Origin of the sequence: Actinomadura chokoriensis, assembly GCF_039529475.1 — a bacterium.
Lineage (GTDB): Bacteria > Actinomycetota > Actinomycetes > Streptosporangiales > Streptosporangiaceae > Spirillospora > Spirillospora bangladeshensis.
Window position 1 is genome coordinate 118,366 of sequence record NZ_BAAAMW010000015.1, and the last position, 21,198, is coordinate 139,563.

Sequence of the window (21,198 nt, forward strand, 5' to 3'; positions counted from 1 at the left end):
AACCCGACATGTTTCAGTGATCGGTTCGCCGGACCTTGCGGAACCGGCGGCGCGGCCGCTCGACCTCGGGGAACACCTCCCCCAGCGCGTCCCGGGACTCCAGCCCACGTCCCCGACCGCCTGCGCAGCGCCCGGCGCGTCAGGCGAGGTCGAACGCGCCGCGCTTGGCCTCGTCCAGAAAGGCGTCCCACGACGCCGGCGCGAAGCTCAGCACTGCCCCTGCCGGATTCTTCGAGTCCCTCGCAAGGATCCTGCTGTCCCCCACCAGCGGCGCCACTTCTACACAGTCAGTTCCGTGCGTGGTGCTGTAGCTGCTCTTGCGCCATTGCACACTCGCAACTTGCGGCATGTTCATAGCTCGCACGCTATCCGTTCGAGGAGTGCTCGCGAGTCCCCTTTCGAAAGGGCGAGAGCGGCCAACGCATCATGGACCTGCTCGTAGTAGGAGACGTCTGCGGAGTCATCGATGAACCAGCTGCGCACGAGGCTGTGGACGGCGACGACTTTCATGGGCTCTTCCGAGCCGAGGTCCAGGATTGAGAATGCTCCGTCCAGTCCGGGGTGGCCACCGACGGCGGTGGGCAGGACCCGTAGATCCAGGTGCGCCGCCCTGGTCACGTCCAGCATCTTGGTGAACTGCTCTTCCATGACCCTTGGGCCGCCGATCGGCGTCCGGAGAACGGACTCGCTGATCACCCACGTCACGGGGCGCCCGGAGTTCGCAAGGATGCGTTGCCTCGCGGCCCGGAATTCGAGCGCTCCCGCCTGAATCGGTCCTTCCATGACCGGGGCATAGGCTGAGAAGACAGCCTGCGTATACGCCTTCGTCTGAAGGAGCCCCGGTATCACCTGCGCCTCGTATGCGCGGATACGGGAGGAGTCTCCTTCCAGGGAGGCGTAATCCACGATGAACGGGTCCGTCCGCTCCTGGTAGTCGAGCCACCAGCCGTCCTTGCGGCCCTGGGCGGCGAGGTCGAGGAGGCGGGCGCGTTCGCGGGCGTCGGTGATGCCGTAGTGGTCGAGGATCTGGCCCAGGTCGCGGGGGCGGACGGCGCGGTGGCCGTTCTCGTAGGCGCTGAGGGTGGCCGGCGAGCGCTCGACCAGGCGGGCCGCCGCGTCCTGCGTCAGGTTGCGTTCTTCGCGGTACCGGCGGAGCGCCTGGCCGATCTTGCGGCGCCGATACGACGACCGGTCGTCTGACGTCATGCACTCATCGTGTCACCGTGTGTGATGAAGCGGGTCAGAATCCGCGAACTTCGATACACCCGGACTTCAATACTTCAGCTTTTCGACGGGCCCGCGACGGATGCCTCTTACCTCGCGGGAATGTGTTGATGCGGTGACGGAGTGCGATCAGCCTGTGCGGGTGACATTCGGAGGAGGAATCACGATGAGCACCCGTGAGGCGGGAGAACTGCGGCTGCTGGCCGTCCTGACATTGCCCGGTGTGGCACGATCCGTCCGGCATGCCCGGCTTTTTCTGCGGGACACGCTCGTCCCGGAGCATGTGGCGCCCGGCGACGAACTGCTGGACGACATGGCGCTCGTCGTGGACGAGTTCGCCGGGAACGGCATCAGGCACACCGCGTCCGGGCGGGGCGGGAAGATCGACATCGCGCTGTGGGCGGGAGACGGGGTGCTGCGGGCCGAGGTCACCGACGACGGGGCCGGCGGGGCGCGGCCGGTCATGCGGGACGCGGCGGACGGCGAGAGCGGGCGCGGGCTGCACATCGTCGCCGCGCTCGCGGAGCGGTGGGGGCACCGCGCCAGCGGGGCGCGCACCACCGTGTGGGCCGACTTCCCGGCCGTCCGGGCCCCTCGCGGCTGACCGGCGCGCGAGTGGGAAGATCCGTCTCATGCGCATCGATCTCACCGGACGTACCGCCTTCGTGAGCGGCTCCACCCAGGGCATCGGCCGTGCCATCGCCGCGGGGCTGGCGCGGTCCGGCGCCACCACAGTGATCAACGGCCGCTCGGCCGGCGGCGTCGAGGAGGCGCTGCGGGCCCTGCGGAACGAACTGCCGGGCGCCTCGCTCAAGGGCGTCGCCGCGGACGTCGCCACCGCCGAGGGGGCGGAGGCGCTCGCGGCCGCGGTGCCGGACGTCGACATCCTGGTCAACAACCTCGGCATCTTCGAGGCGCGTCCGGTCCTGGAGATCGACGACGCCGAGTGGCGGCGGTACTTCGAGGTCAACGTCCTGTCCGGGGTGCGCCTCGCCCGCCTGTACCTGCCCGGCATGATCGACCGGGGCTGGGGGCGGGTGCAGTTCATCGCCAGCGACTCGGCCGTGGTGATCCCCGAGGAGATGGTGCACTACGGCGTGTCGAAGACCGCGCTGCTCGCCGTGTCGCGGGGGTACGCCAAGGCGGCCGCCGGGACGGGCGTCACGGTCAACACGGTGATCGCGGGCCCCACGCACACCGGCGGCGTCGAGGACTTCGTCGCGGGCCTCGTCGACGCGGAACTCCCCTGGGACGAGGCGCAGCGCCGCTTCATGGCCGAGCACCGCCCCAACTCGCTGCTCCAGCGGCTGATCGAGCCGGAGGAGATCGCGAACATGGTCGTCTACCTCAGTTCCGAGCACGCGTCCGCCACGACGGGCGGCGCGCTGCGGGTGGACGGCGGGTACGTCGACGCGATCCTGCCCTGAGACGGCGAGAACTCCGATCTACCTGGGCTTTAAACCCGGCGGTTGACACACCCGCCGGGCACGCCTAGGCTCTCTTTCAACCTCGAAGTTGAAAGTAGGGAGCATGACCGCGGACGACCTGTCGCGGGTCTTCGCCGCACTGGCGGACCCGACCCGGCGCGACATGGTGGCCCGGCTCGCGGAGGGCGACGCGACCGCGGGCCGGCTGGCCGAGCCGTACCGGATGTCGCTGCAGGCCGTCTACAAGCACCTGCGGGTACTCGAGGACGCCGGGCTCGTCAGCCGGCCGCCGGGGCCGCAGCCCCGGACGGTGCGCCTGGAGGCCCGCGCCTTCGACCTGATGGACACCTGGATCGAGCGCCACCGGCGCCGCGCCGAGGAGCGCTACCGCCGCCTCGACGCCGTCCTGGCGCGAATGGAGGAGGACGAGCATGGACAGGATCAAGGAGACGGTGATCGAGGCCGACCCGAAGGTGCCGGTCATCGTGATGACCCGTGACTTCGCGGCGACGCCCGAGCAGCTGCTGCGCGCCCACACCGACCCGGAGCTGTTCGCCCGGTGGGTCGGCCCGGACGCCATCACCACCCGGATCGAGCACTGGGACGCGCGCACCGGCGGCAGCTGGCGGTACGTCTCGGTGAGCGGCGGCACCGAGCACCGGTTCCACGGCTGCTTCCACGAGGTGCGGCCGGACCGCATCGTGCAGACCTTCACCTACGAGGGCGCGCCCGACAGCGTCGCGCTGGAGACGCTGTCGTTCGAGGACCTGGGCGGCGGCCGCACGCGGCTGCGCGCTCAGTCGCTGGTGGACAGCTTCGAAGACCGCGACGCGTGGCTGCGCAGCGGCATGGAGACCGGGGTCAACGAGGGGTACGCCAAGCTGGAGAGGATGATCGCGGATGGCGCTGTCTGAGCTTCCGGCCGAGCGGCACCGGCAGGTCGCCGGGCTGTTCACCGACCGGGTCCGCGGCACCGCGTCGTGGGACGCGCCGTCCCCGGTCGACGGCTGGGCCGCCCGCGACGTCGTGCGCCACCTGACCGAGTGGTTCCCGGCGTTCCTGGCGTCCGGCGCCGGCATCGAGCTCCGCCGCGGGCCGTCCGCGGACGACGATCCGGTGGCCGCGTGGCAGGTCCACCGCGACGCCGTCCAAGCGGTGCTGGACGATCCCGCGACCGCGGACCGCAAGCTGGCGAACCCGCACATCGGCACCCTGCCGCTGGCGGCGGCGATCGACCAGTTCTACACGGCCGACGTGTTCATGCACACCTGGGACCTCGCCCGGGCCACCGGCCAGGACGACCGCCTCGACGCCGACTTCTGCGCCCGGCTCCTCGCCGGGATGGAGGAGATCGAGGAGGTGCTCCGCTCGTCCGGCCAGTACGGGCCCCGCGTCGAGGTGCCCGCCGGCGCGGACGTCCAGACGAGGATGCTCGGCTTCATCGGCCGGGACCCGTTCTGGTCGGCGCGCTGAGGGTCGGCCGAGCACCGGGCGATGGGGCCCCTGGGCGCTGCGACGAAAAGCTCAGGTCGGCGTTCGGAGGACGGTGCACAGCGCGTCGACGGCCGGGCGGTAGGCGGCGGCGAGCGGGGTGCTGTACCCGATGATGAGGCCCTGCGGGCGTCCGGCCGGGTCCTGCCAGTGGTCGCGCAGCGGCATGAGGGCGAGGCGGGCGGACGCGGCGCGCCTCATGACCTCGTCCTCGTCCGGGCCTTCGGGCGGGAGCAGGACCAGCACGTGCAGGCCGGCGGCGATGCCCCGCACCCGCACCTGCGGGACGCGGGCGCGCAGCGTCTCGACCAGGAGGTCGCGGCGGCGCCGGTACCGGAGCCGCGAGGCGCGGACGTGCCGGTCGAAGGCGTGGCTCTCGATGAGGTCGGCGAGGACGAGCTGCGCCAGCGACTGCGTATGGGCGTCGGCGAGCCGTTTGGCCTCGGTGACGGGCTCGACCAGGCGCGCGGGAAGGACCAGCCAGCCCAGGCGCAGCGCCGGCGCCAGGGTCTTGGACGTCGTACCCCCGTAGACGACGTGCTCCGGGGCGGTCCCCTGGAGGGCGCCGACGGGCTGCCGGTCGTAGCGGAACTCGCCGTCGTAGTCGTCCTCGACGATGACCGCGCCGGTCTCGTGCGCCCAGGCGGTGAACGCGCGGCGCCGCTCCGGGTGGAGGGTCGCGCCGGACGGGTACTGGTGCGCCGGGGTCAGCACGGCGGCGCCCGCACCGCCGAGCGCGTCGGGGCGGGCGCCCAGGTCGTCCACCGGCAGCGGGACGGTGCCGAGCCCGGCGCGGCCGACGATGGCGCGGTGGTAGAAGTGCCCCGGCTCCTCCATCGCGAACGGCCCCGGCAGCACGGAGGCGAGCAGGCCGAGGGACTGCGCGTACCCGGACGTGACGACCATCCGCGCGGGGTCGGCGTGGACGCCCCGCGCCCGCCCGAGATAGCCGGCGAGCGCCTCCCGCAGCTCGGGGCGCCCGCGCGGGTCGCCGAGCGCGTGCGCCTCGGGCGGCGCGGACGCCAGGACGCGGCGGGTCGAGCGCAGCCACGCCGCCGACGGGAACATCCCCAGGTCGGACCGCCCCGGCCGCAGGTCGTGCACCGGTTCAGCGGGGCTGCGGGAAACCTCCGGCCCGGCCGCCGGCACGCGGGGGGCGGCGGTCGGTGCGACGCGCGTCCCGGAGCCGGGGACGGTGACGAGGTGGCCCTCGGCGATCAGCTGGTCGTAGGCGGCGGTCACGGTCCCGCGCGAGAAGCCGAGTTCCGCGGCGAGCGCCCGCGTCGAGGGCACGGCGGCACCGGGCGCCAGGCGCCCCGCCGCGATCGCGGTGCGCAGCGCGTGCTCCAGACCCGCCCTGCGGCCGCCGGCCGTGTCGACGTCCAGCTGCAGATCGACGTAACCGGACCAGTCTTTCGGCACGGAACCGGATCTTAATCCTGGTCCGGTCCCGGCCTAGATTCGCGGTCATGATTGTCTTCGCGCAGCTCAGCGACACCCACCTCGACCAGAGCGAACTCAGGGCCGACCGCATGGTCCGGGTCATGGAGCATCTCAACGCGCTGCCGCTCGACGCCGTCCTCGTCACCGGGGACATCGCCGACCACGGCGATCCCGCCGAGTACGCGCAGGCCCGCAAGCTGCTGCTGGGGTCGCCGCACCCGGTCCTGCTCTGCCCCGGCAACCACGACGTGCGCGGCCCCTACCGGGAGGGCCTGCTGGACGAGCCGCCCATCGACGGCCCGGTCAACCGCCTCCACAGGATCGCGGGCGCGGCGTTCGCGATGTGCGATTCGACCGTCCCCGGTGAGGACCACGGGTTCCTGGACGACGACACGCTCGCCTGGCTCGACCGGCAGCTCGCCGGCGACCCCGACGCGCCGGCGTTCGTCTGCTTCCACCACCCGCCCGTGCCGCAGGGCATCCCGTACGTGGACGAGATCCGCCAGTTCGGCGCGGACCGCCTGGCCGCGGTCATCGAGAGGCATCCGCAGGTCGTGGCCGTGCTGTGCGGGCACAACCACACGGCGGCGGCCACGACCTTCGCCGGGCGGCCCCTGCTCGTCTCCCCCGGCGTCGTCTCCACGCTGGTCTTCCCCTGGCAGGGAGGCGACGTGGCCGACTACGACGCGCCGCCCGGCGTGGCGTTCCACCTCCTGGACGACGAGGGCCGCCTGACCACGCACTACCGCACGGTCTAGCGGTGCGTCGTCCAGGTGCGGGTGATCTCCTCCGCCGCGTCGCGGACGAGCGCCCGGTACCGGTCGACCGCCTCGGGGGTGAAGCGGTGCCCGGGGCCGCAGACGCTGATCGAGCCGTGCACCTCGCCGTCCGGGCCGAACAGCGGCGCGGCGACCGAGCCCGCGTCGGCCTGCCGCTCGCCGAACGACACGGCGACGCCGTCCCGGGCGGTCTCGGCGAGCCGGTCGCGGAGCGCCGCCTCGTCGACGACGGTCCGGTCGGTGAGCGCCGCGAGCGGGCGGGCGAGCAGGGCCTCGCGCCGCGCCTCGGGCAGGAACGCCAGAATGACGCGCCCGGACGAGCCCGCGTGCAGCGGGAACCGCCGCCCGACCTCGACCGTCATCTTCACCTCGCGGGGGCTCTCGAACTGGTCGAGGTAGACCCGCTCGTCGCCGGCCAGCCCGGACAGCGTCGTCGTCTCGCCGGTCTCGTCCCGCAGCCGCCGCAGCACGGGCGCGGCGGCGCTGCGGACGTTGAACCGGCGCAGCGCGCTGACGCCGAGCGCGACGGCGGCCGGGCCGAGCCGGTAGCCGGACGTGCCCGCCTCCAGCATCTCCCGCGACACCAGCGACTGCAGGATCCGGTACACGACGGCCTTGGAGATGCCGAGCTCGCGGCTGATCGCGGTGACGCCGAGGTGCTCGGGCCCGCCGGCGAACAGCAGCAGCACGTCGGCGACGCGCCCGGCGACCTCGGTGCCCCCCGAGGGCGGGGCGGCGGTCTGGTTGGTCACGCTGAGATCCTAGGGTTCACCGGCCGCGGCGCAGGTAGCGGCCGACGGGGTCGCCGGAGATCGCGCCGTCCTTGTAGACGTGGTTCCCGCGCACGAAGGTGTCGGTGACCCGCGCGGTCATCGCGAAACCCTCGAACGGCGTGTACTCCTGCGTCGACTCGGAGTCGGCGGCGCGGACCGTCCAGGACACGTCGGGGTCGACCAGGGCGATGTCGGCGTCGTAGCCCTCGGCGATCGTGCCCTTGGTGAGCAGCCCGTAGCGGCGGGCCGGGTTCCAGGACGTCAGCTGCGCGACGCGCTGCAGCGGCAGCCCGCGCTTGATCCCCTCGCCGACCAGGCCGGGCAGCAGGTACTCGGCGCCGCCGAACCCGGACTTGGCGAGGAAGACGTCGTCGCGGTCGGCGCCGAACTTCATCTCGTCGCGGCAGCAGGCGTGGTCGCTGACGACCCAGTCGACCTCGCCGGCGAGGACGTGCCGCCACAGCGCCTCGACGTCGGAGCGGTCGCGCAGCGGCGGGTTGACCTTGCCGCCGAGGCCGTGCGCGGTGTCGACGTCGGCGAGCAGGTGCCCGATGGTGACCTCGCGGCGGAAGTCGATGTGCGGGAACGCGCCCGCCATGGTGAGCGCGGCCGACAGCGCCTTCTCCGACGACAGGTGCAGCAGGTTGATGTTCGGCAGTCCGGTCTCGTGCGCCAGGTAGGACGCGATCGTGACGGCGAGGCCCTCCGAGTGCGGCGGGCGGGACGCGCTGTAGGCGCGCAGCCCGGTGAGCGTGCCCTCCCGCTCGACCATCCTGGTGTAGGCGGTCATGATCTCGGCGGTCTCGCAGTGCAGGGACAGCGAGATGTGCGGCGCGTAGTCGGCGAGCCGCTCGCGGGCCTTCTGGATCCCCCGCATGACGAACTCGAAGTGCGCGATGTCGTAGCGCTCGTCCGGCGGGGTCATGAGGAAGTCGCTCTGGCTGGACGAGCGCCCGTGCAGCCCGTGGCTCCCGTAGAACATGAAGATCTTGAACGAGGTGACGCCGTGCTCCTCGACGAGGTAGGGGATCTCGTCGATGTGCCGCGCCATCATCGGCGCGAGGTGGAAGGCGTAGTCGACGTAGGCGTTGCCCTGCGCGGTGCTCAGCACCTCGGGGAAGAACTCCCGGTACGGCCCGCCCTTGTTCAGGTAGTACTGGCCGGTCCGCATGTAGGTCAGGGAGGTGGTGACGCCGCCCTGGGCGCTGGCGCGGCTCTCGGTGCGGGTGTCGGCGGCCAGCTCGTTGTAGATGCCCCAGTGCTGGTGGGCGTCCACGACGCCGGGGAACGCGAGCCGGCCGCGGCCGTCGACGACGGTGGCGGCGTCGTCGTCCGGCAGATCGGGGGCCACCCGCACGATGGTGCCGTCGTCGACGGCGATGTCGGCGCGTTCCGGCTCGGTGCCCTCGGGGGCGTCGGGCCGGACCACCCGCACGTTCTTCAGCAGCAGCTCAGTGGTCGCCATGGAACATCTCCTCAGTTCTCGCGGGGGTCGTGGGGTGGGGGCCCGTGCGCCGGGCGACGGCGCCGGCCGCCAGGTAGGCGAGCCCGAAGGCGGGCAGCAGGCCGTTGCCGGGCAGGTAGCCGCCGGCGCCGTGGCCGGAGATCCCGGCGGCGGCGCCGCCCGCCGCGTACAGGCCGGGGATCGGCCGGTCGGCGGGGTCGACGACGGCGGCGTCCCCGTCGACGATCAGGCCGCCCTGCGTGTGGAACAGGGCAGGGACGACGCGGACGGCGGCGTACGGCGCGGCGAGCGGCCGCTCCCAGTGGGTGCGGCCGTGCGCGTCGGGGCGTTCGCCGCGCGCGGCGGCGGCGCTCGCGGCCAGCTCGTCGGCGAGGGCGTCCGGCGGGAGGCCGGTGGCCTTGGCCAGCTCCTCGGCGTCGCCGGCCCGGACGAGGACGCCCGACTCGACGGTGTCGCGGAAGTCCTTGAACCGCCGGCACTGCGTGGCGATCGTCTCGTCCAGGACGATCCAGCCGGTGGCGCCGGGGCGGGCGGCCAGCTCGGCGGCGTACTCGGAGTAGCCGCGGGTCTCGTCGCCGAACCGGCGCCCGCCGAGGTCCACCATGATCCCGCCGTGGATGACCGTGGCCCAGCCGACGAGGGTGCCCGCTCCGGCGGCGACGGCGCCGTGGCCCTGGTAGGCGTCCAGGCAGCCGGTCGCGGCGCCGAGGCCGCCGCCGATGCGCAGCGCGTCGCCGAGCGAGTGGTCGCCGCCCTGGTAGAGCGCGTCGGCGATCTCCGGGAGGTGGCGCCGGACGAGGGCGCGGTCGGCGCCGAAGCCGTTGGTGGCGAGCAGCACCGCGCCGGTCGGGATCTCCTCCCGCGTCCCGTCCGGGTACTGGACGACGGCGGCCCGCACGGCGCCGTCCGGGCCGGTCGCCACGTCCGCGAGCTTCGCCGGGACGAGCAGGTCGATGCCGGGGTGCTCCCGGACGCGCCGGGCCAGGTGGTCGATCACGCTGGACCCGTGCCGCCCGGGGACGGAGTGGCAGCGCGGGACGGAGTGCCCCGGGTAGTTGAAGTCGGTCACCAGCGACAGCGGCAGCCCGGCCGAGTCGGCGAGCCATTCCACGAGCGGCGCGCTGACCCGCGCGAGCGTCCGGGCGAGGCGGGCGTCGGCGCGTCCCTTGGTCTTGGCCATGATGTCGGCGACGAACCGGTCCGGGGAGTCGTCGACGTCCTCCTCCGCCTGCCAGCGGGACCCGGCACCGGGGAACATCGCGGTCGACATCGAGGTGTTGTTGCCGCGCCGGAAGTGCTCGGTGGCCTCGACGACGACCACGCTGAGGCCGAGTTCGGCGGCGCGCAGCGCCCCCGCGAGGCCGCCGCCGGCGCCCGCGACGACGAGGTCGGGTCCGTCGGTCACGCGCTTCCCCCGATCGTCATGAGCCGCAGGGCCAGTGCGGTCGGGTCGATGACGCGGGCCTTGAGGCGGTCCTCCTCGACGTCGACGGCCGAGCATCCGTTGATCACGGCGGCGGCGCCGGCGGCGGCGAGCGCGTCCACGGCCGCGCCGAGGGCGGCGTTCCAGGCGGCGGTGTCGGCGATGGCGCCGAACGGCAGCTCCAGCACCGCGATGCCGGCGACGTACCCGTCCAGGCCGTAGGCCTTGAGGCGGCGGCCGAGCTCCGCGCCGATCGCCTCGTTCCGCACCACCGCACCGAACCGAATATTCTTCGCAGAAAGGTGCATACTACTCAGCTTCAGCAGGCCGTTCACCGGGACGCCCCGGCCGGCGGCGGGCCCGTCGGGCACGGCCGGGTCGAGGACGCAGTCGGGGAAGGCGAGGTCGAAGCCGTCCCCGGCCCGTGCCAGCGCGGCGGCGACCTCCCGCTCGGACGCGCGGATCGACGCCTCGTCGTCCAGCGCTCCGGGTGCGGCCGGGCCCACGTCGCGCAGCTCGACCGACAGGCCCGGCGGCGCGAGCCGGTCGTAGCGGGCCTGCCGGCGCCGGATCTCCTCCGCCGGCAGGTGGATCGGCGTCACGGCCAGGGCGCGGGTCATCGCTCCTCCTTCGTCTCGTCGCCGACGAGGCCGCGCAGGCGCTCACCGACGTGGTCCAGGGCGGGCAGGTCGCGGGCGAAGGCCGCCGCCCGGCCGGCCAGGTGCTCCCGGCCGGGCAGCCATCCCCGCAGCAGCGCGAGGACGTCCGCCTCGCCGAGCGGGCGGTGGTCGGCGTCGCCGACCGGGTTCGGGACCTCGCGGGTGCGGGCCGTCCCGTCGTCCAGCTCGACGGTGACGCGGGCGGCGCGCTCGTCCGGGAGCCGCGCGGTCAGGTCGCCCGCCTCCGCCACCCGGACGCGCCGGGCCAGCGCCCGCAGCGCCGGGTCGCCGAGGTCCGCGCGGGGCCCGACCTCGCCGTGCAGCAGGGCGGCGGCGACGGCGAACGGGGTGGAGAACATCGCCGACAGCCGGTTGTGCCACTCCGGCGACGCCAGCCCGGCGCCGAGCGCGTGCGTCTCGACCAGGACGCCGGTGATCCGCGCCGGGTCGAGGCCGCCGCGCAGGTCGAGGACGGCGTCGGCGGCGGGGTGGGTGAACGAGCAGGACGCGTGCCGCTTGAAGTAGCCGCGCGTGACGTCCCAGCGCTCGCCGAGCCCGCCGGTCAGCTCGGCCGAGTCGAACCCGCCGAGCAGGGTGCCCAGCGAGAGCGCGGCCGTGCCGGTGTTGCGGGCGGCGCCGGCCGCCGCCATCCGCGCCGCCGCCAGCCCGGACGTGTTGGACGCGCCCATCCACGCGTCCCGCACCGGGTTCCCGCCGGTCGCGGACGCGAAGTGGCCGGCGACCGGCAGCCCCGCCCCGGTGTCGATCGCGGCGGCCACCGCGTCCGGGCCGAGGCCGAGCAGCCGGGCGCACCCGGCCGCCGCGCCCGCGACGCCCCAGCTGCCGTGCGGGTGCGCGCCCGGCCGGAGCCGGGACGCCCGCCCGAACCGGGACGCGACCTCGTAGGCGGCGAGCAGGGCGGCGGCCGTGTCCGCGCCGGAGGCGTCCCGCTCGGCCGCGAGCGCCAGCACGGCCGGGAAGCCGTGCGCCGCCGGATGCCCCTTCGCGTACTTGTTCCCCTCGTCCAGCTCCAGGCAGACGAGCGCGACGGCGTTCAGCCAGGCGGCGGCGTCCACCGAGGCGCACCGCCCGGCGCCGATCAGCGGCGCGGGACCGGCCGGCGCGTTCCAGGCCGACCGCAGCGCGGCCGTCTCGTCCAGCCCGGCGCCCAGCGCGGTCACGCCGACCGCGTCGAGCAGGACCAGGGAGAGCCGGTCGAGCACCGGGCCCGGCACGTCCGCGATGTCCAGGTCCGCGACCCACTCCCCCAGCCGGGCCGTCGCCTTCTCCGCATCCATCAAAGCCCCAGGTACGCCTTCCTGACCGCGGCGGACCCCGCCAGCTCGGCGCCGGTCCCGTGCAGGACGGTCGAGCCGCTCTCCAGCACGTAGGCGCGGTCGGCGATGCCGAGGGCCTGCTTGGCGTTCTGCTCGACCAGCAGCACCGCGACGCCGGTGTCGCGGATCCGCTTGACCGCGTCGAGGACCGCCCACGTCAGCTTGGGCGACAGGCCAGTGGACGGCTCGTCCAGCATGAGCAGCTTCGGCCGGGCCATCAGCGCGCGGCCGATCGCGAGCATCTGCTGCTGCCCGCCGCTGAAGGTCTGCGCGACCTGCGCGCGGCGCTCGGCGAGGACGGGGAACAGCTCGAACACCTCGCGCAGCCCCGCCTCGGCCTCGGCGTGCGGGCGGGTCCAGGCGCCCATCCGCAGGTTCTCCTCGACGGTGAGCGTGCCGAACAGCGCCCGGTCCTCCGGGACGTGCACGAGCCCGTCGCGGACGAGCTGGTCGGGGCGGCGCCCGGCGGTGGACGACCCCGCGAACGTGATCGTCCCGGACGTCGCCCGCAGCTGCCCGCACACCGCCCGCAGCGTCGTGGTCTTGCCGGCGCCGTTCGCGCCGACGAGCGCGACGATCTCGCCCTCGCCGAGCCGCAGGTCGATGCCGTGCAGGATCTGCATGCGGCCGTATCCGGCGCACAGCCCGTCAATCTTCAGCATCGGCCGGCTCCTCTCCGAGGTACGCCTCGATCACGCGCGGGTCGGAGGTGACCTCCTCCGCCGAGCCGGTGGCCAGCACCCGGCCCTGGTCCAGGACGAGGACCCGGTCCGACAGCCGCATCACGGCGGCCATGATGTGCTCGATGAACAGCAGGGTCGTGCCGTCCTCGTCGCGGAGCACGGCGAGCAGGTCCAGGACGGGCTCGCGCTCGGACGGGACGAGCCCGGCGAGCACCTCGTCCAGCAGCAGGACCTTCGGCCGCATCGCGAGCGCGCGGGCCAGCTCCAGCCGCTTCAGCCCGGCCGTGGGCAGCTCGGTGGCGTTGCGGTGCGCCCAGTCGCCGAGGCCGACGCGCTCCACGACGTCCAGCGACCGCCTCCGCAGCCGGGACGGCGACGCGCGCCGGTGCTGGGCGGCGAGGCCGACGTTCTCCAGCACGGTCATGCTGCCGAACGGCCGCATGAGCTGGAACGTCCGGACCAGCCCGGCGCGGGCAATGCGGTCGGGCGGGGCGCCGGTGACGTCCCGGCCGCCGAACACGACCCGCCCGCCGTCGGGGGCGAGGGCGCCGCAGATGACGTTGAACAGCGTCGTCTTCCCGGCGCCGTTCGGGCCGATGATGCCGAGGATCTCGCCCTCCCCGACCTCGAACCCGACGTCCGACAGGGCCCGCAGGCCGCGGAAGTCCTTCCCGACGCCGGAGACGTTGAGGATGCTCATCTGCGCCACCTCGCGGCGATCGTGCCGACGATGCCCTTCGGCAGCAGCCGGACGATCAGGATCAGCAGGACCGCGTAGAGCGCGACGTCCAGCCCGCTGCGCCCCTGCAGGACGTTCAGGAAGTCGGGCGGGGTCCGCAGCAGCGTCGCGGTGACGTCCGACAGCGCCCCGAGGATGATCGCGCCGACGACCGGGCCCCAGATCGTGCCGATGCCGCCGATGACCACGGTCGCGATCGCCTGGATCGACACCGACGCGCCGAACGCCAGGTCCGGGTTCACGAACAGGTAGTACTGCGTGTAGAAGGCGCCGGCGACCGCGGTGATCGCGGCCGACAGCGCGACCGTGACCAGCTTGTACCGCAGGACCGGGGTGCCGAGGGACGCGGCGGCGAGCTCGTCGTCGCGGATGGCGGTGACGTAGCGGCCCGTCCGCGAGTGCAGGAACAGGATGCTCGCGAGGGCCGCGAGGCCGGCGAGGCCGAGCGCGATCCAGAAGTAGGCGGGCGAGTCCGCCGCGAACTGGATCTTCCAGAACGACGAGCCCTGGATCAGCGGGACGGTGAACCCGACCGCCTTGTTGGTGACGTCGGTCGTCGTGACGATCAGCCGCAGCATCTCGGCGAACGCGAACGTCGCGAGCGCGAAGTAGGCGCCCTGCAGCTTGTAGCGGAACGCGAAGTAGCCGATGACCACGGCGACCGCGGCGGCGACCGCCATCCCGGCGAGCATCCCGATCCACGGTGACACGCCGTGCTCGACGAGCAGGTAGGCGCTGGTGTAGGCGCCGAGGCCGAAGAACGCGGCGTGCCCGAAGCTGAACATCCCGCCGAACCCGCTCATCACGTTCCAGCCGATGGCCATCAGCGCGAAGATCAGGATGCGGACGGCGACGGCGCCCTGCGCGGGCGGCAGCACCAGCGGCAGCGGGACCGCGACGAGCAGCAGCACCGCGAGGACGGCGAGCTGCCGGTTCTGCGGCCGCAGCGGCGGCGCCTTCACCGGGCGGGCGGCGGCGCCGGGCCGGCCGGTGAGCGTGATGCCGGTCATGCGCGCCTCCCGAAGAGCCCCTGCGGCCGGAGGAACAGCACGACCACGAAGACGGCGAACACGCCGAGCAGCGAGCTCTGCCCGTCCATGTAGATCGTGGTGAGCTGCTCGACCAGCCCGATCAGCAGCCCGCCGACGAGCGCGCCGGCGACGTTGCCCATGCCGCCGAGGACCACGACGACGAACGCGGTGATGTTGAACTGCTCGCCGAGCGTGGGCGTGACCGTGACCAGCGGCGCGGCCAGCACCGCGGCGGCGCCCGCGCAGGCCGTCCCGATCGCGAACGTCAGCGTGTGGACGCGCCGGACGTTCACGCCGACCAGCTCCGCGCCCTGCCCGTTGGCGGCGACCGCGCGGATCGCCGTCCCGAACCGGGTGCGGCGCAGCAGCCAGAACAGCACCGCGCCGACCAGCAGCGCGCCGGTGAACGCGTACAGCCGGGCGCCGGACACGACGGCGCCGAACAGCGAGAACTGGAAGTCGCCGGGCAGCGCGACGTTCTTCGGCTCGGCGCCGAAGAACATCAGCAGGCCGTTCTCCAGCAGCAGCGACAGGCCGAGCGTGATCAGCAGCTGGTTCTCCAGCGACGCGCCGCCCGTCCCGCCGAGCAGGCCGCGGTGCACGGCGGCGCCGAGCAGGAACAGGGCGGGCACCGCGACGAGCAGCGCCAGATAGGGGTGGACGCCGGTGCCCCGCACGACGCCGAACGCGATGAACATCGCGATGGCGAGCAGCGCGCCGTGCGCGAAGTTGACGATGTCCAGCACGCCGAAGATCAGCGTGAGGCCCATCGCGATGAGCCCGTAGAGGCCGCCCATCAGCAGGCCGGTGACCACCGACTGCCAGACGACCAGGCCGCTGCCGGACTTGACCAGGGCGACCGCGATCGCGACCGCCACGAGGCCGCCGGTGACGGCGGCGCGCTTGAGGAGGGGCCCCGTCCCGTCGCCGCCGAGCAGCGGGCGGCGCCGGACGGCGGGGACGGGTGGGGACTGCGCCTTGGTTCCGATGTTGCTCATGACCGCCACGTCACCGAGTAGTTGGGCTGGGATTCGGCCTTCTCCGGCGGATAGACCTGCTTGACCTCGCCGCCCTGCACCTGCATGAGGACGGGCAGGGCGGTCTCGTTGTCTCCGTTGGGGGCGAAGGAGATCGGGCCGGTGCCGACCGTGAGGGGCTCGACCTTCGAGGCCGCGATCGCGTCGCGCACCTTCTCCGCGTCGGTGGTGCCCGCGCGCTCCACCGCCTGCGCGATCACCTGGACCGCGTCGTAGGCGAGGACCGCGCCCGTGCGCATGGGGGCGCCGTAGCGGCGCTGGTATTCGGCCCGCAGCCTCGCGGTCTGCGGGTCCTTGGCGTCGAAGTGGTAGTTGGTGCTGAAGATCCGCTCGGCGACGGGCCCGGCGTCGCTGACGAACTTCGGCTGGTCGTAGGCGCCGTTGGACACGCCCCAGACCGCGTTCAGGTCCGGTTTCACCGTGGCGACCGCCTTGGCGGCGAGCAGGCTGTCGCGGTAGTAGCCGGCGACGGCGAGGACGTCCGCGCCGGACGCCTTCACCTGCGTGACCTGCGCGGTGAGGTCGGAGACGGTGAGCGCGTCGTAGCTGATGTCCGGGCCGACCTCGATGCCGAGCTTCTCCGCCGCCTTCGCGAACGCCTCGGCGGCGCCGCTGCCGAAGTCGGTCTGCTCGTGCAGGAACGCGACCTTCCGGACGGGCTTGCCCGCCTGCTCGGACACCTCCTTGAGGTAGCGGGCGGCGGCGCCGGCGATCGCGGCGCTGCCCGGCTGGACCCGGAACGCGTACCGGTAGCCGTGCGCGAAGATCGCGTCGGAGGCGGTGACGTCCATGACGAACGGCACCCGGTTGCGCTCGGCGACGACCGCGACGTTCGTGCTGACGGCGCTCTGGTAGGTGCCGACGAGCCCGACCGCGCCCGCGGAGATGAGCCGCTGGGCCTCGCTCTGGCCGACCTCCGCCTTGCCCTGGGTGTCGCCCGTTTCGAGCTCGACCCTGCGTCCGCCCAGGGACGTGATGCCGCCCGCGGCGTTGATCGCCTCCACGGCCATCCGGGCGCCGCGCCGCATCTGCTGGCCGTCCACCGCGTTGGCGCCGCTGACCGGATGCAGCGCGCCGATCTTGACCGGGCCCCGGTCGCGTCCGGCCGCCACCCCGACCGCGCCGGACGGCGCCGAGCCGCCGCAGCCGGCCGCGGCCAGCAGCACCGCGCACGCGCCGAGCCCGGCGGCGAGCTTTCGAGCCGACATTCACCTCTCCCGCCCGGTATTGTTCCGCTTAGAGGAACACCCTGCTTGTGATGCGTCATGGTGGCATCCGCCACGTCACCCGGTCAATATCTGGGCGAAACTTGACTTGACTCGACAAGCAGTGCCAACTTGTGAAGCCCGGGGCGCCTCCGCGAACCGGCCGACGTGCTGATTCTCGTTTCTCTAAGCGGAACGATCTGTCGATGAAGGCGGTACCGTCCATGACCGACGCTCTGTCCGGGGTCCGGGTGCTCGACGCGGCCACGCTGTTCGCCGGGCCGCTCGCCGCGACGCTGCTGGGCGACTTCGGCGCCGAGGTCGTCAAGATCGAGCACCCGAAGGGCGACCCGGTGCGCAGCCACGGCGCGCAGCGCGACGGCGTCGGGCTCTGGTGGAAGATGCTCGGCCGCAACAAGAAGGCGATGACGCTCTACCTCGGCTCCCCCGAGGGGCAGGAGCTGTTCCGCCGCCTGGTCGCCGACGCCGACGTCGTGATCGAGAACTTCCGGCCCGGCACGCTGGAGCGCTGGGGGCTCGGCTACGACGAGCTGAGGGAGATCAACCCGCGGCTCGTCCTCGCGCGCGTCACCGGGTTCGGGCAGACCGGCCCGTACGCGGCGCGGCCGGGGTTCGGCACGCTCGCCGAGGCCATGAGCGGGTTCGCCGCGATCACCGGCGAGCCGGACGGCCCGCCGACGCTGCCGCCGTTCGGCCTCGCCGACGGGATCGCCGCGCTCACCACCGCGTTCGCGGTGATGACGGCGCTGCGGGCGCGGGAGGCGACCGGCGAGGGGCAGGTCGTCGACCTCGCGATCATCGAGCCGATCCTGACGCTGCTCGGCCCGCAGATCATCACCTACGACCAGCTCGGCGAGCTGCAGGCGCGCACCGGCAACCGGTCGCACAACAACGCGCCGCGCAACACCTACCGCACCCGCGACGGCGGCTGGGTCGCGGTCTCCACCAGCGCCCAGTCGATCGCCGAGCGGGTGATGCGGCTGGTCGGGCGCCCGGAGCTGATCGACGAGCCGTGGTTCGCGACCGGCGCGGAGCGCGCGAAGCACGCCGACCTGCTGGACGAGGCCGTCGGCTCGTGGATCGCCGAGCGCGGCCGCGACGAGGTCGTCAAGGCGTTCGAGGAGGCGCAGGCCGCCGTCGCGCCGATCTATACCGCCGCCGACGTCATGGCCGACCCGCAGTTCGAGGCGCTCGGCACCATCGCGACCGTCCCCGATGACGAGCTGGGCCCGGTGAGGATGCAGAACGTCCTGTTCCGGCTGTCGCGGACCCCCGGCCGGATCGAGTCGGCCGGGCCGCCGCTCGGCGCGCACACCGCCGAGATCCTCGCCCGCTACGGGGTGGACGAGGCCGGGCTCGCCGGCCTGCGCGCCAAGGGCGTGATCGGGTGACGCCCCGGTCCTGGCTGTACGTGCCGGGCGACCGGCCCGACCGGATCGGCAAGGCGCTCGCCTCCGGCGCCGACGCGGTGATCCTCGACCTGGAGGACGCGGTCGCGCCCGGCGCCAAGCGGGACGCCCGCCGCACCGTCCTGGAGACCCTCGCCGCCGGGCACGCCGCGTACGTGCGGATCAACGCGCCCGGCACCCCGGACGGCGCCGACGACCTCGCCCTCCTCGCGACCGCGCCGGCCGCGCCCGCCGGGGTACGGGTGCCCAAGTGCGAGCACCCCGACGACCTGCGCCGCGCCGCCGACGCCCTCGGCGTGCCGGTGTTCCCGGTCCTGGAGTCGGCGCTCGGCGTCGAGAACGCGCTGCTCCTCGCGACCGCGCACCCGCTGGTCGCCGGGATCTCGCTCGGCGAGGCCGACCTCGCCGCCGACCTGCGGGTCGCCGGCGGCGACGCGCTGGCTTGGCCGCGCTCCCGCGTGGTCGTGGCCGCCCGCGCCGCCGGGCTCCCGTCCCCGCCGCAGAGCGTGTGGACGGCCGTCCGCGACCTGGAGGGGCTGCGCGCCGACACCCTCGCCGGCCGCCGCGCCGGGTTCTTCGGCCGGTCGGTGATCCACCCCGCGCAGCTCCCCGCCGTCCACGAGGCGTGCGTCCCCGACCCGGACGAGGTCGCGTGGGCGCGCGGCCTCATGGACCGGCTCGCCGACCGCGGCGGCGTCGAAGGGGACGGCGCCGCGTGGATCGACTCCTCAGGACGCTTCGTGGACAAGGCCGTCGTCGAGCGCGCCGCCTGGCTGCTCGACGCCGCCGCGTCCGCCGAGTCCGCCGCCCGCCCCGTCAAGGAAGGCCAGAAATGACCACGCAGGATCCGCTGCTCGCGGCCGTCGCCGGCGGCGTCCGGCTGATCGAGCTGGGCCAGCCGTTCTTCACCGGCATGCCCTGCTCCCCGAACCACCCCGGGTTCCGGATGACGCTGATCCGGCGGCACGGCGACATGGAGCGCCTGGACGGCGGGTCCGCCGCCAACGAGATCATCGTGACCGGCGGGCACGTCGGCACGCACATCGACGCGCTCTCCCACGTCAGCCACGACGGCGAGCTGCACGGCGGGGTCTCCGCCGCCGACGCCCAGCGCGGCGGCGCCTTCACCAGCCACGGGGCCGAGAACCTGCCCGGCCTGCTGCGCCGGGGCGTCCTGCTGGACGTGGCGGCCGTCCACGAGGTGGCGACGCTGCCGCCCGGCCGCGGCATCACCGCCGAGGACCTGGAGCTGGCCGCGAAGCGCGCCGGCACCGAGCCCGGCGAGGGCGACGTGGCGCTGATCCGCACCGGCTGGGCCCGGAACTTCGGCGACGCCACCGCCTACCTCGGCAAGGAGACCGGCGTGCCGGGCGCGACCCCGGACGCCGCGCGCTGGCTGGCCGAGCGGGGCGTCGCCGCGACGGGCGCCGACACGACCGCCTACGAGCAGATCCCGGAGGGCGCGGGCCACGCCGTGCTGCCCGTGCACCGGATCCTGCTGGTCGAGTCGGGGATCTTCATCCTGGAGCACCTGAACCTGGAGGCCCTCGCCGAGGCCGGGCTGCACGAGTTCGTGTTCGTGCTGGCCCCGCTGCGGATCAAGGGCGGCACCGGCTCCCCCGTCCGCCCCCTCGCGGCGGTGTCGGCATGACCGCCGCCACGCCCGTCCAGCGGTTCGCCGAGCTCGCCGCCTCCGCCGCCGCCCGGGGCCTGCCGCCGGAGCTGCGCGCCGACGCCGCGCGCCGCGTCCTGGACGTCCTCGGCAACAGCCTGGCCGCGACGGGGGAACCGCCCGCGAAGGCCGTCGGGGCGCTCACCGCCGAGTGGGGCGGTGAGGGCCGCGCGACCGCGATCGGCACCGGGGCCCGCCTGCCCGAGCCGAGCGCCGCGCTGCTGAACGGGACGCTCGCGCACTCGCTCGACTTCGACGACACGCACCTGCCGTCCGTCCTGCACCCGTCGGCGTCGGTCGTGCCCGCCGCCCTCGCCGTCGCGGAGGCCCGGGGCGCGACCGGCGCCGCGCTGCTGGACGCGGTCGGGGTGGGCGTCGAGATCACCGTGCGGCTCGGCATGGCCGGCTACGACCGCGAGCTCGGCAACTCGGTGTTCTTCGAGCGCGGGCAGCACGCCACCGCGATCTGCGGGACGGTCGGCGCCGCCGCGTCCGCCGCGATGCTGTCCGGCCTGGACGCCGCCGGCGTCGCGGACGCGATGGGCATCGCCGCCAGCATGGGCTCCGGCATCCTGGAGGCCAACCGCACCGGGGGCACCGTCAAGCGGATCCACTGCGGCTGGGCCGCGCACGCCGCCGTCACCGCCGCCGGGCTCGCTCGGACGGGCATCACCGGGCCGCCGACCGTCCTGGAGGGGCGCTTCGGGCTGCTCCAGGCGTTCTGCGGCGACCAGGCCGACCCGGACGCCCTCACCGCGGGCCTGGGCGAGCACTGGGAGCTGCCCGGCATCTTCTTCAAGCCCTACCCGTGCAACCACTTCACGCACGCCGGGATCGACGCGGCGCTCCGCCTGCGCGCCGCCGGACTCGACCCGGCCGACGTCGAGTCGATCGAGCTGGGCGCGCCGACGCCCGTCCTGCGGACCATCGCCGAGCCGCACGAGGACAAGATCCGCCCCAAGTCGGGGTACCACGCCGCGTTCTCCGGCCCCTACACGGTCGCGGCGGCGCTGCTCGGCGGCGGCGGCCTCGGCGTCTTCCACGAGGACTTCACCGACGCGGCCGCCGCGGACCCCGGCCGGCTGGCGCTCGCGGCGAAGGTCCGCTGCGTGCCCGACGCCCGCTGCGACGAGATCTTCCCGCACCAGTTCCCCGCCGTCCTGCGCGTCCGCACCCGGGGCGGCGCCGTCCTGGAGGAGCGCGTGGACGCCAACCGCGGCGGCCCCGGCAACCCGCTCTCGGCGGACGAGCTGGCGACGAAGTTCCGCCTCAACGCCGTCCGGCGCGTCCCGGAGGAGCGGGCCGAGCAGATCACCGGCCTCGCCTACGGCCTCGCCGACCTGGAGGATGTGAGCCGCCTGACGTCCCTGCTGGAATGAT

Annotated in this window: 23 protein-coding genes; 10 read left to right on the top strand and 13 right to left on the bottom strand. The window is 74.1% G+C overall.

The features are described 5' to 3' along the window. Positions 1 to 139 precede the first annotated feature (139 nt). Complete coding sequence (locus ABFX46_RS28280; RefSeq protein ID WP_346046724.1) at positions 140 to 355, bottom strand: DUF397 domain-containing protein; 216 nt, start codon at positions 353 to 355, stop codon at positions 140 to 142. Further along, positions 352 to 1,206 (bottom strand): helix-turn-helix domain-containing protein, encoded by an 855-nt coding sequence (locus ABFX46_RS28285; protein WP_346046726.1) that lies wholly within the window; start codon positions 1,204 to 1,206, stop codon positions 352 to 354. Before ABFX46_RS28285 ends, ABFX46_RS28280 begins: the two co-directional genes overlap by 4 nt. A gap of 184 nt (positions 1,207 to 1,390) precedes the next feature. Between ABFX46_RS28285 and ABFX46_RS28290 the strand changes: the two genes are divergently transcribed. The 5 genes from ABFX46_RS28290 (at position 1,391) to ABFX46_RS28310 (ending at position 4,124) form a co-directional block, all read left to right on the top strand. Next, positions 1,391 to 1,828, top strand: a complete 438-nt coding sequence (locus ABFX46_RS28290; protein ID WP_346046728.1) for an ATP-binding protein — start codon at positions 1,391 to 1,393, stop codon at positions 1,826 to 1,828. A 28-nt stretch (positions 1,829 to 1,856) separates the two neighbouring features. Beyond that, positions 1,857 to 2,651, top strand: a complete 795-nt coding sequence (locus ABFX46_RS28295) for an SDR family NAD(P)-dependent oxidoreductase (RefSeq protein WP_346046729.1) — start codon at positions 1,857 to 1,859, stop codon at positions 2,649 to 2,651. Positions 2,652 to 2,754: 103 nt separating this feature from the next. Beyond that, a complete protein-coding gene (locus tag ABFX46_RS28300; RefSeq protein WP_346046731.1) occupies positions 2,755 to 3,150 on the top strand; it encodes an ArsR/SmtB family transcription factor in 396 nt (131 codons plus the stop codon). After that, positions 3,083 to 3,565 carry an SRPBCC family protein gene (locus ABFX46_RS28305; protein ID WP_346046733.1) on the top strand — a complete coding sequence of 161 codons (483 nt, stop codon included), beginning with the start codon at positions 3,083 to 3,085 and terminating at the stop codon, positions 3,563 to 3,565. Before ABFX46_RS28300 ends, ABFX46_RS28305 begins: the two co-directional genes overlap by 68 nt. Continuing rightward, positions 3,552 to 4,124, top strand: coding sequence for a TIGR03086 family metal-binding protein (locus tag ABFX46_RS28310; protein ID WP_346046735.1), 573 nt, complete (start codon positions 3,552 to 3,554; stop codon positions 4,122 to 4,124). The genes ABFX46_RS28305 and ABFX46_RS28310 overlap by 14 nt, the downstream gene beginning before the upstream one ends. A 51-nt stretch (positions 4,125 to 4,175) precedes the next feature. Here the strand turns inward: ABFX46_RS28310 and pdxR are convergent, their stop codons facing one another. Further along, positions 4,176 to 5,564, bottom strand: a complete 1,389-nt coding sequence (gene pdxR, locus ABFX46_RS28315) for a MocR-like pyridoxine biosynthesis transcription factor PdxR (RefSeq protein ID WP_346046737.1) — start codon at positions 5,562 to 5,564, stop codon at positions 4,176 to 4,178. 47 nt (positions 5,565 to 5,611) lie between these two features. Here pdxR and ABFX46_RS28320 point away from each other — a divergent pair, with 47 nt between their 5' ends. Then, entirely contained in the window at positions 5,612 to 6,343 is a 732-nt protein-coding gene (locus ABFX46_RS28320) for a phosphodiesterase (protein WP_346046739.1), read from the top strand. On the opposite strand, the gene ABFX46_RS28325 is transcribed toward ABFX46_RS28320, so the two are convergent. From ABFX46_RS28325 to ABFX46_RS28370, 10 genes are read right to left on the bottom strand one after another with little or no spacing between them, the layout of a single operon-like run. After that, positions 6,340 to 7,116 (bottom strand): IclR family transcriptional regulator, encoded by a 777-nt coding sequence (locus tag ABFX46_RS28325; protein WP_346046741.1) that lies wholly within the window; start codon positions 7,114 to 7,116, stop codon positions 6,340 to 6,342. The genes ABFX46_RS28320 and ABFX46_RS28325 overlap by 4 nt on opposite strands. Before the next feature lie 16 nt (positions 7,117 to 7,132). Beyond that, complete coding sequence (locus tag ABFX46_RS28330) at positions 7,133 to 8,602, bottom strand: dihydroorotase (protein ID WP_346046743.1); 1,470 nt, start codon at positions 8,600 to 8,602, stop codon at positions 7,133 to 7,135. Beyond that, positions 8,589 to 10,007, bottom strand: a complete 1,419-nt coding sequence (locus ABFX46_RS28335) for an FAD-dependent oxidoreductase (RefSeq protein WP_346046745.1) — start codon at positions 10,005 to 10,007, stop codon at positions 8,589 to 8,591. Before ABFX46_RS28335 ends, ABFX46_RS28330 begins: the two co-directional genes overlap by 14 nt. Continuing rightward, positions 10,004 to 10,645, bottom strand: a complete 642-nt coding sequence (locus ABFX46_RS28340) for an aspartate/glutamate racemase family protein (protein WP_346046746.1) — start codon at positions 10,643 to 10,645, stop codon at positions 10,004 to 10,006. Before ABFX46_RS28340 ends, ABFX46_RS28335 begins: the two co-directional genes overlap by 4 nt. After that, positions 10,642 to 11,982, bottom strand: a complete 1,341-nt coding sequence (locus ABFX46_RS28345; protein WP_346046748.1) for an MmgE/PrpD family protein — start codon at positions 11,980 to 11,982, stop codon at positions 10,642 to 10,644. The genes ABFX46_RS28340 and ABFX46_RS28345 overlap by 4 nt, the downstream gene beginning before the upstream one ends. Then, positions 11,982 to 12,683: an ABC transporter ATP-binding protein gene (locus ABFX46_RS28350; RefSeq protein ID WP_346046750.1), complete on the bottom strand. Its 702-nt coding sequence runs from the start codon at positions 12,681 to 12,683 to the stop codon at positions 11,982 to 11,984. The genes ABFX46_RS28345 and ABFX46_RS28350 overlap by 1 nt, the downstream gene beginning before the upstream one ends. Next, positions 12,670 to 13,404, bottom strand: a complete 735-nt coding sequence (locus tag ABFX46_RS28355; RefSeq protein ID WP_346046752.1) for an ABC transporter ATP-binding protein — start codon at positions 13,402 to 13,404, stop codon at positions 12,670 to 12,672. Before ABFX46_RS28355 ends, ABFX46_RS28350 begins: the two co-directional genes overlap by 14 nt. After that, positions 13,401 to 14,453, bottom strand: a complete 1,053-nt coding sequence (locus ABFX46_RS28360; RefSeq protein WP_346046754.1) for a branched-chain amino acid ABC transporter permease — start codon at positions 14,451 to 14,453, stop codon at positions 13,401 to 13,403. The genes ABFX46_RS28355 and ABFX46_RS28360 overlap by 4 nt, the downstream gene beginning before the upstream one ends. Next, complete coding sequence (locus ABFX46_RS28365) at positions 14,450 to 15,472, bottom strand: branched-chain amino acid ABC transporter permease (protein ID WP_346046756.1); 1,023 nt, start codon at positions 15,470 to 15,472, stop codon at positions 14,450 to 14,452. The genes ABFX46_RS28360 and ABFX46_RS28365 overlap by 4 nt, the downstream gene beginning before the upstream one ends. Further along, on the bottom strand, positions 15,469 to 16,719 hold the full coding sequence (locus tag ABFX46_RS28370) for an ABC transporter substrate-binding protein (protein WP_346046758.1): 1,251 nt from the start codon (positions 16,717 to 16,719) through the stop codon (positions 15,469 to 15,471). The genes ABFX46_RS28365 and ABFX46_RS28370 overlap by 4 nt, the downstream gene beginning before the upstream one ends. A 221-nt stretch (positions 16,720 to 16,940) precedes the next feature. On the opposite strand from ABFX46_RS28370, the gene ABFX46_RS28375 reads away from it, so the two are divergent. Genes ABFX46_RS28375 through ABFX46_RS28390 form a run of 4 tightly spaced genes read left to right on the top strand, consistent with a single transcriptional unit; the run spans position 16,941 to position 21,197 of the window. Continuing rightward, positions 16,941 to 18,128, top strand: a complete 1,188-nt coding sequence (locus ABFX46_RS28375; protein ID WP_346046760.1) for a CaiB/BaiF CoA transferase family protein — start codon at positions 16,941 to 16,943, stop codon at positions 18,126 to 18,128. Next, positions 18,125 to 18,982: an HpcH/HpaI aldolase/citrate lyase family protein gene (locus tag ABFX46_RS28380; RefSeq protein WP_346046762.1), complete on the top strand. Its 858-nt coding sequence runs from the start codon at positions 18,125 to 18,127 to the stop codon at positions 18,980 to 18,982. Before ABFX46_RS28375 ends, ABFX46_RS28380 begins: the two co-directional genes overlap by 4 nt. Further along, entirely contained in the window at positions 18,979 to 19,797 is an 819-nt protein-coding gene (locus ABFX46_RS28385) for a cyclase family protein (RefSeq protein ID WP_346046764.1), read from the top strand. The genes ABFX46_RS28380 and ABFX46_RS28385 overlap by 4 nt, the downstream gene beginning before the upstream one ends. Beyond that, on the top strand, positions 19,794 to 21,197 hold the full coding sequence (locus ABFX46_RS28390; RefSeq protein WP_346046766.1) for an MmgE/PrpD family protein: 1,404 nt from the start codon (positions 19,794 to 19,796) through the stop codon (positions 21,195 to 21,197). The genes ABFX46_RS28385 and ABFX46_RS28390 overlap by 4 nt, the downstream gene beginning before the upstream one ends. Position 21,198 lies beyond the last annotated feature (1 nt).

Excerpts from the sequence above, each read along its gene's own strand:
- ABFX46_RS28280 (WP_346046724.1), bottom strand. The coding sequence starts at position 355 with ATGAACATGCCGCAAGTTGCGAGTGTGCAATGGCGCAAGAGCAGCTAC.
- ABFX46_RS28285 (WP_346046726.1), bottom strand. The coding sequence starts at position 1,206 with ATGACGTCAGACGACCGGTCGTCGTATCGGCGCCGCAAGATCGGCCAG.
- ABFX46_RS28290 (WP_346046728.1), top strand. The coding sequence starts at position 1,391 with ATGAGCACCCGTGAGGCGGGAGAACTGCGGCTGCTGGCCGTCCTGACA.
- ABFX46_RS28295 (WP_346046729.1), top strand. The coding sequence starts at position 1,857 with ATGCGCATCGATCTCACCGGACGTACCGCCTTCGTGAGCGGCTCCACC.
- ABFX46_RS28300 (WP_346046731.1), top strand. The coding sequence starts at position 2,755 with ATGACCGCGGACGACCTGTCGCGGGTCTTCGCCGCACTGGCGGACCCG.
- ABFX46_RS28305 (WP_346046733.1), top strand. The coding sequence starts at position 3,083 with ATGGACAGGATCAAGGAGACGGTGATCGAGGCCGACCCGAAGGTGCCG.
- ABFX46_RS28310 (WP_346046735.1), top strand. The coding sequence starts at position 3,552 with ATGGCGCTGTCTGAGCTTCCGGCCGAGCGGCACCGGCAGGTCGCCGGG.
- ABFX46_RS28320 (WP_346046739.1), top strand. The coding sequence starts at position 5,612 with ATGATTGTCTTCGCGCAGCTCAGCGACACCCACCTCGACCAGAGCGAA.
- ABFX46_RS28330 (WP_346046743.1), bottom strand. The coding sequence starts at position 8,602 with ATGGCGACCACTGAGCTGCTGCTGAAGAACGTGCGGGTGGTCCGGCCC.
- ABFX46_RS28340 (WP_346046746.1), bottom strand. The coding sequence starts at position 10,645 with ATGACCCGCGCCCTGGCCGTGACGCCGATCCACCTGCCGGCGGAGGAG.
- ABFX46_RS28345 (WP_346046748.1), bottom strand. The coding sequence starts at position 11,982 with ATGGATGCGGAGAAGGCGACGGCCCGGCTGGGGGAGTGGGTCGCGGAC.
- ABFX46_RS28350 (WP_346046750.1), bottom strand. The coding sequence starts at position 12,683 with ATGCTGAAGATTGACGGGCTGTGCGCCGGATACGGCCGCATGCAGATC.
- ABFX46_RS28355 (WP_346046752.1), bottom strand. The coding sequence starts at position 13,404 with ATGAGCATCCTCAACGTCTCCGGCGTCGGGAAGGACTTCCGCGGCCTG.
- ABFX46_RS28360 (WP_346046754.1), bottom strand. The coding sequence starts at position 14,453 with ATGACCGGCATCACGCTCACCGGCCGGCCCGGCGCCGCCGCCCGCCCG.
- ABFX46_RS28365 (WP_346046756.1), bottom strand. The coding sequence starts at position 15,472 with ATGAGCAACATCGGAACCAAGGCGCAGTCCCCACCCGTCCCCGCCGTC.
- ABFX46_RS28370 (WP_346046758.1), bottom strand. The coding sequence starts at position 16,719 with ATGTCGGCTCGAAAGCTCGCCGCCGGGCTCGGCGCGTGCGCGGTGCTG.
- ABFX46_RS28375 (WP_346046760.1), top strand. The coding sequence starts at position 16,941 with ATGACCGACGCTCTGTCCGGGGTCCGGGTGCTCGACGCGGCCACGCTG.
- ABFX46_RS28385 (WP_346046764.1), top strand. The coding sequence starts at position 18,979 with ATGACCACGCAGGATCCGCTGCTCGCGGCCGTCGCCGGCGGCGTCCGG.
- ABFX46_RS28390 (WP_346046766.1), top strand. The coding sequence starts at position 19,794 with ATGACCGCCGCCACGCCCGTCCAGCGGTTCGCCGAGCTCGCCGCCTCC.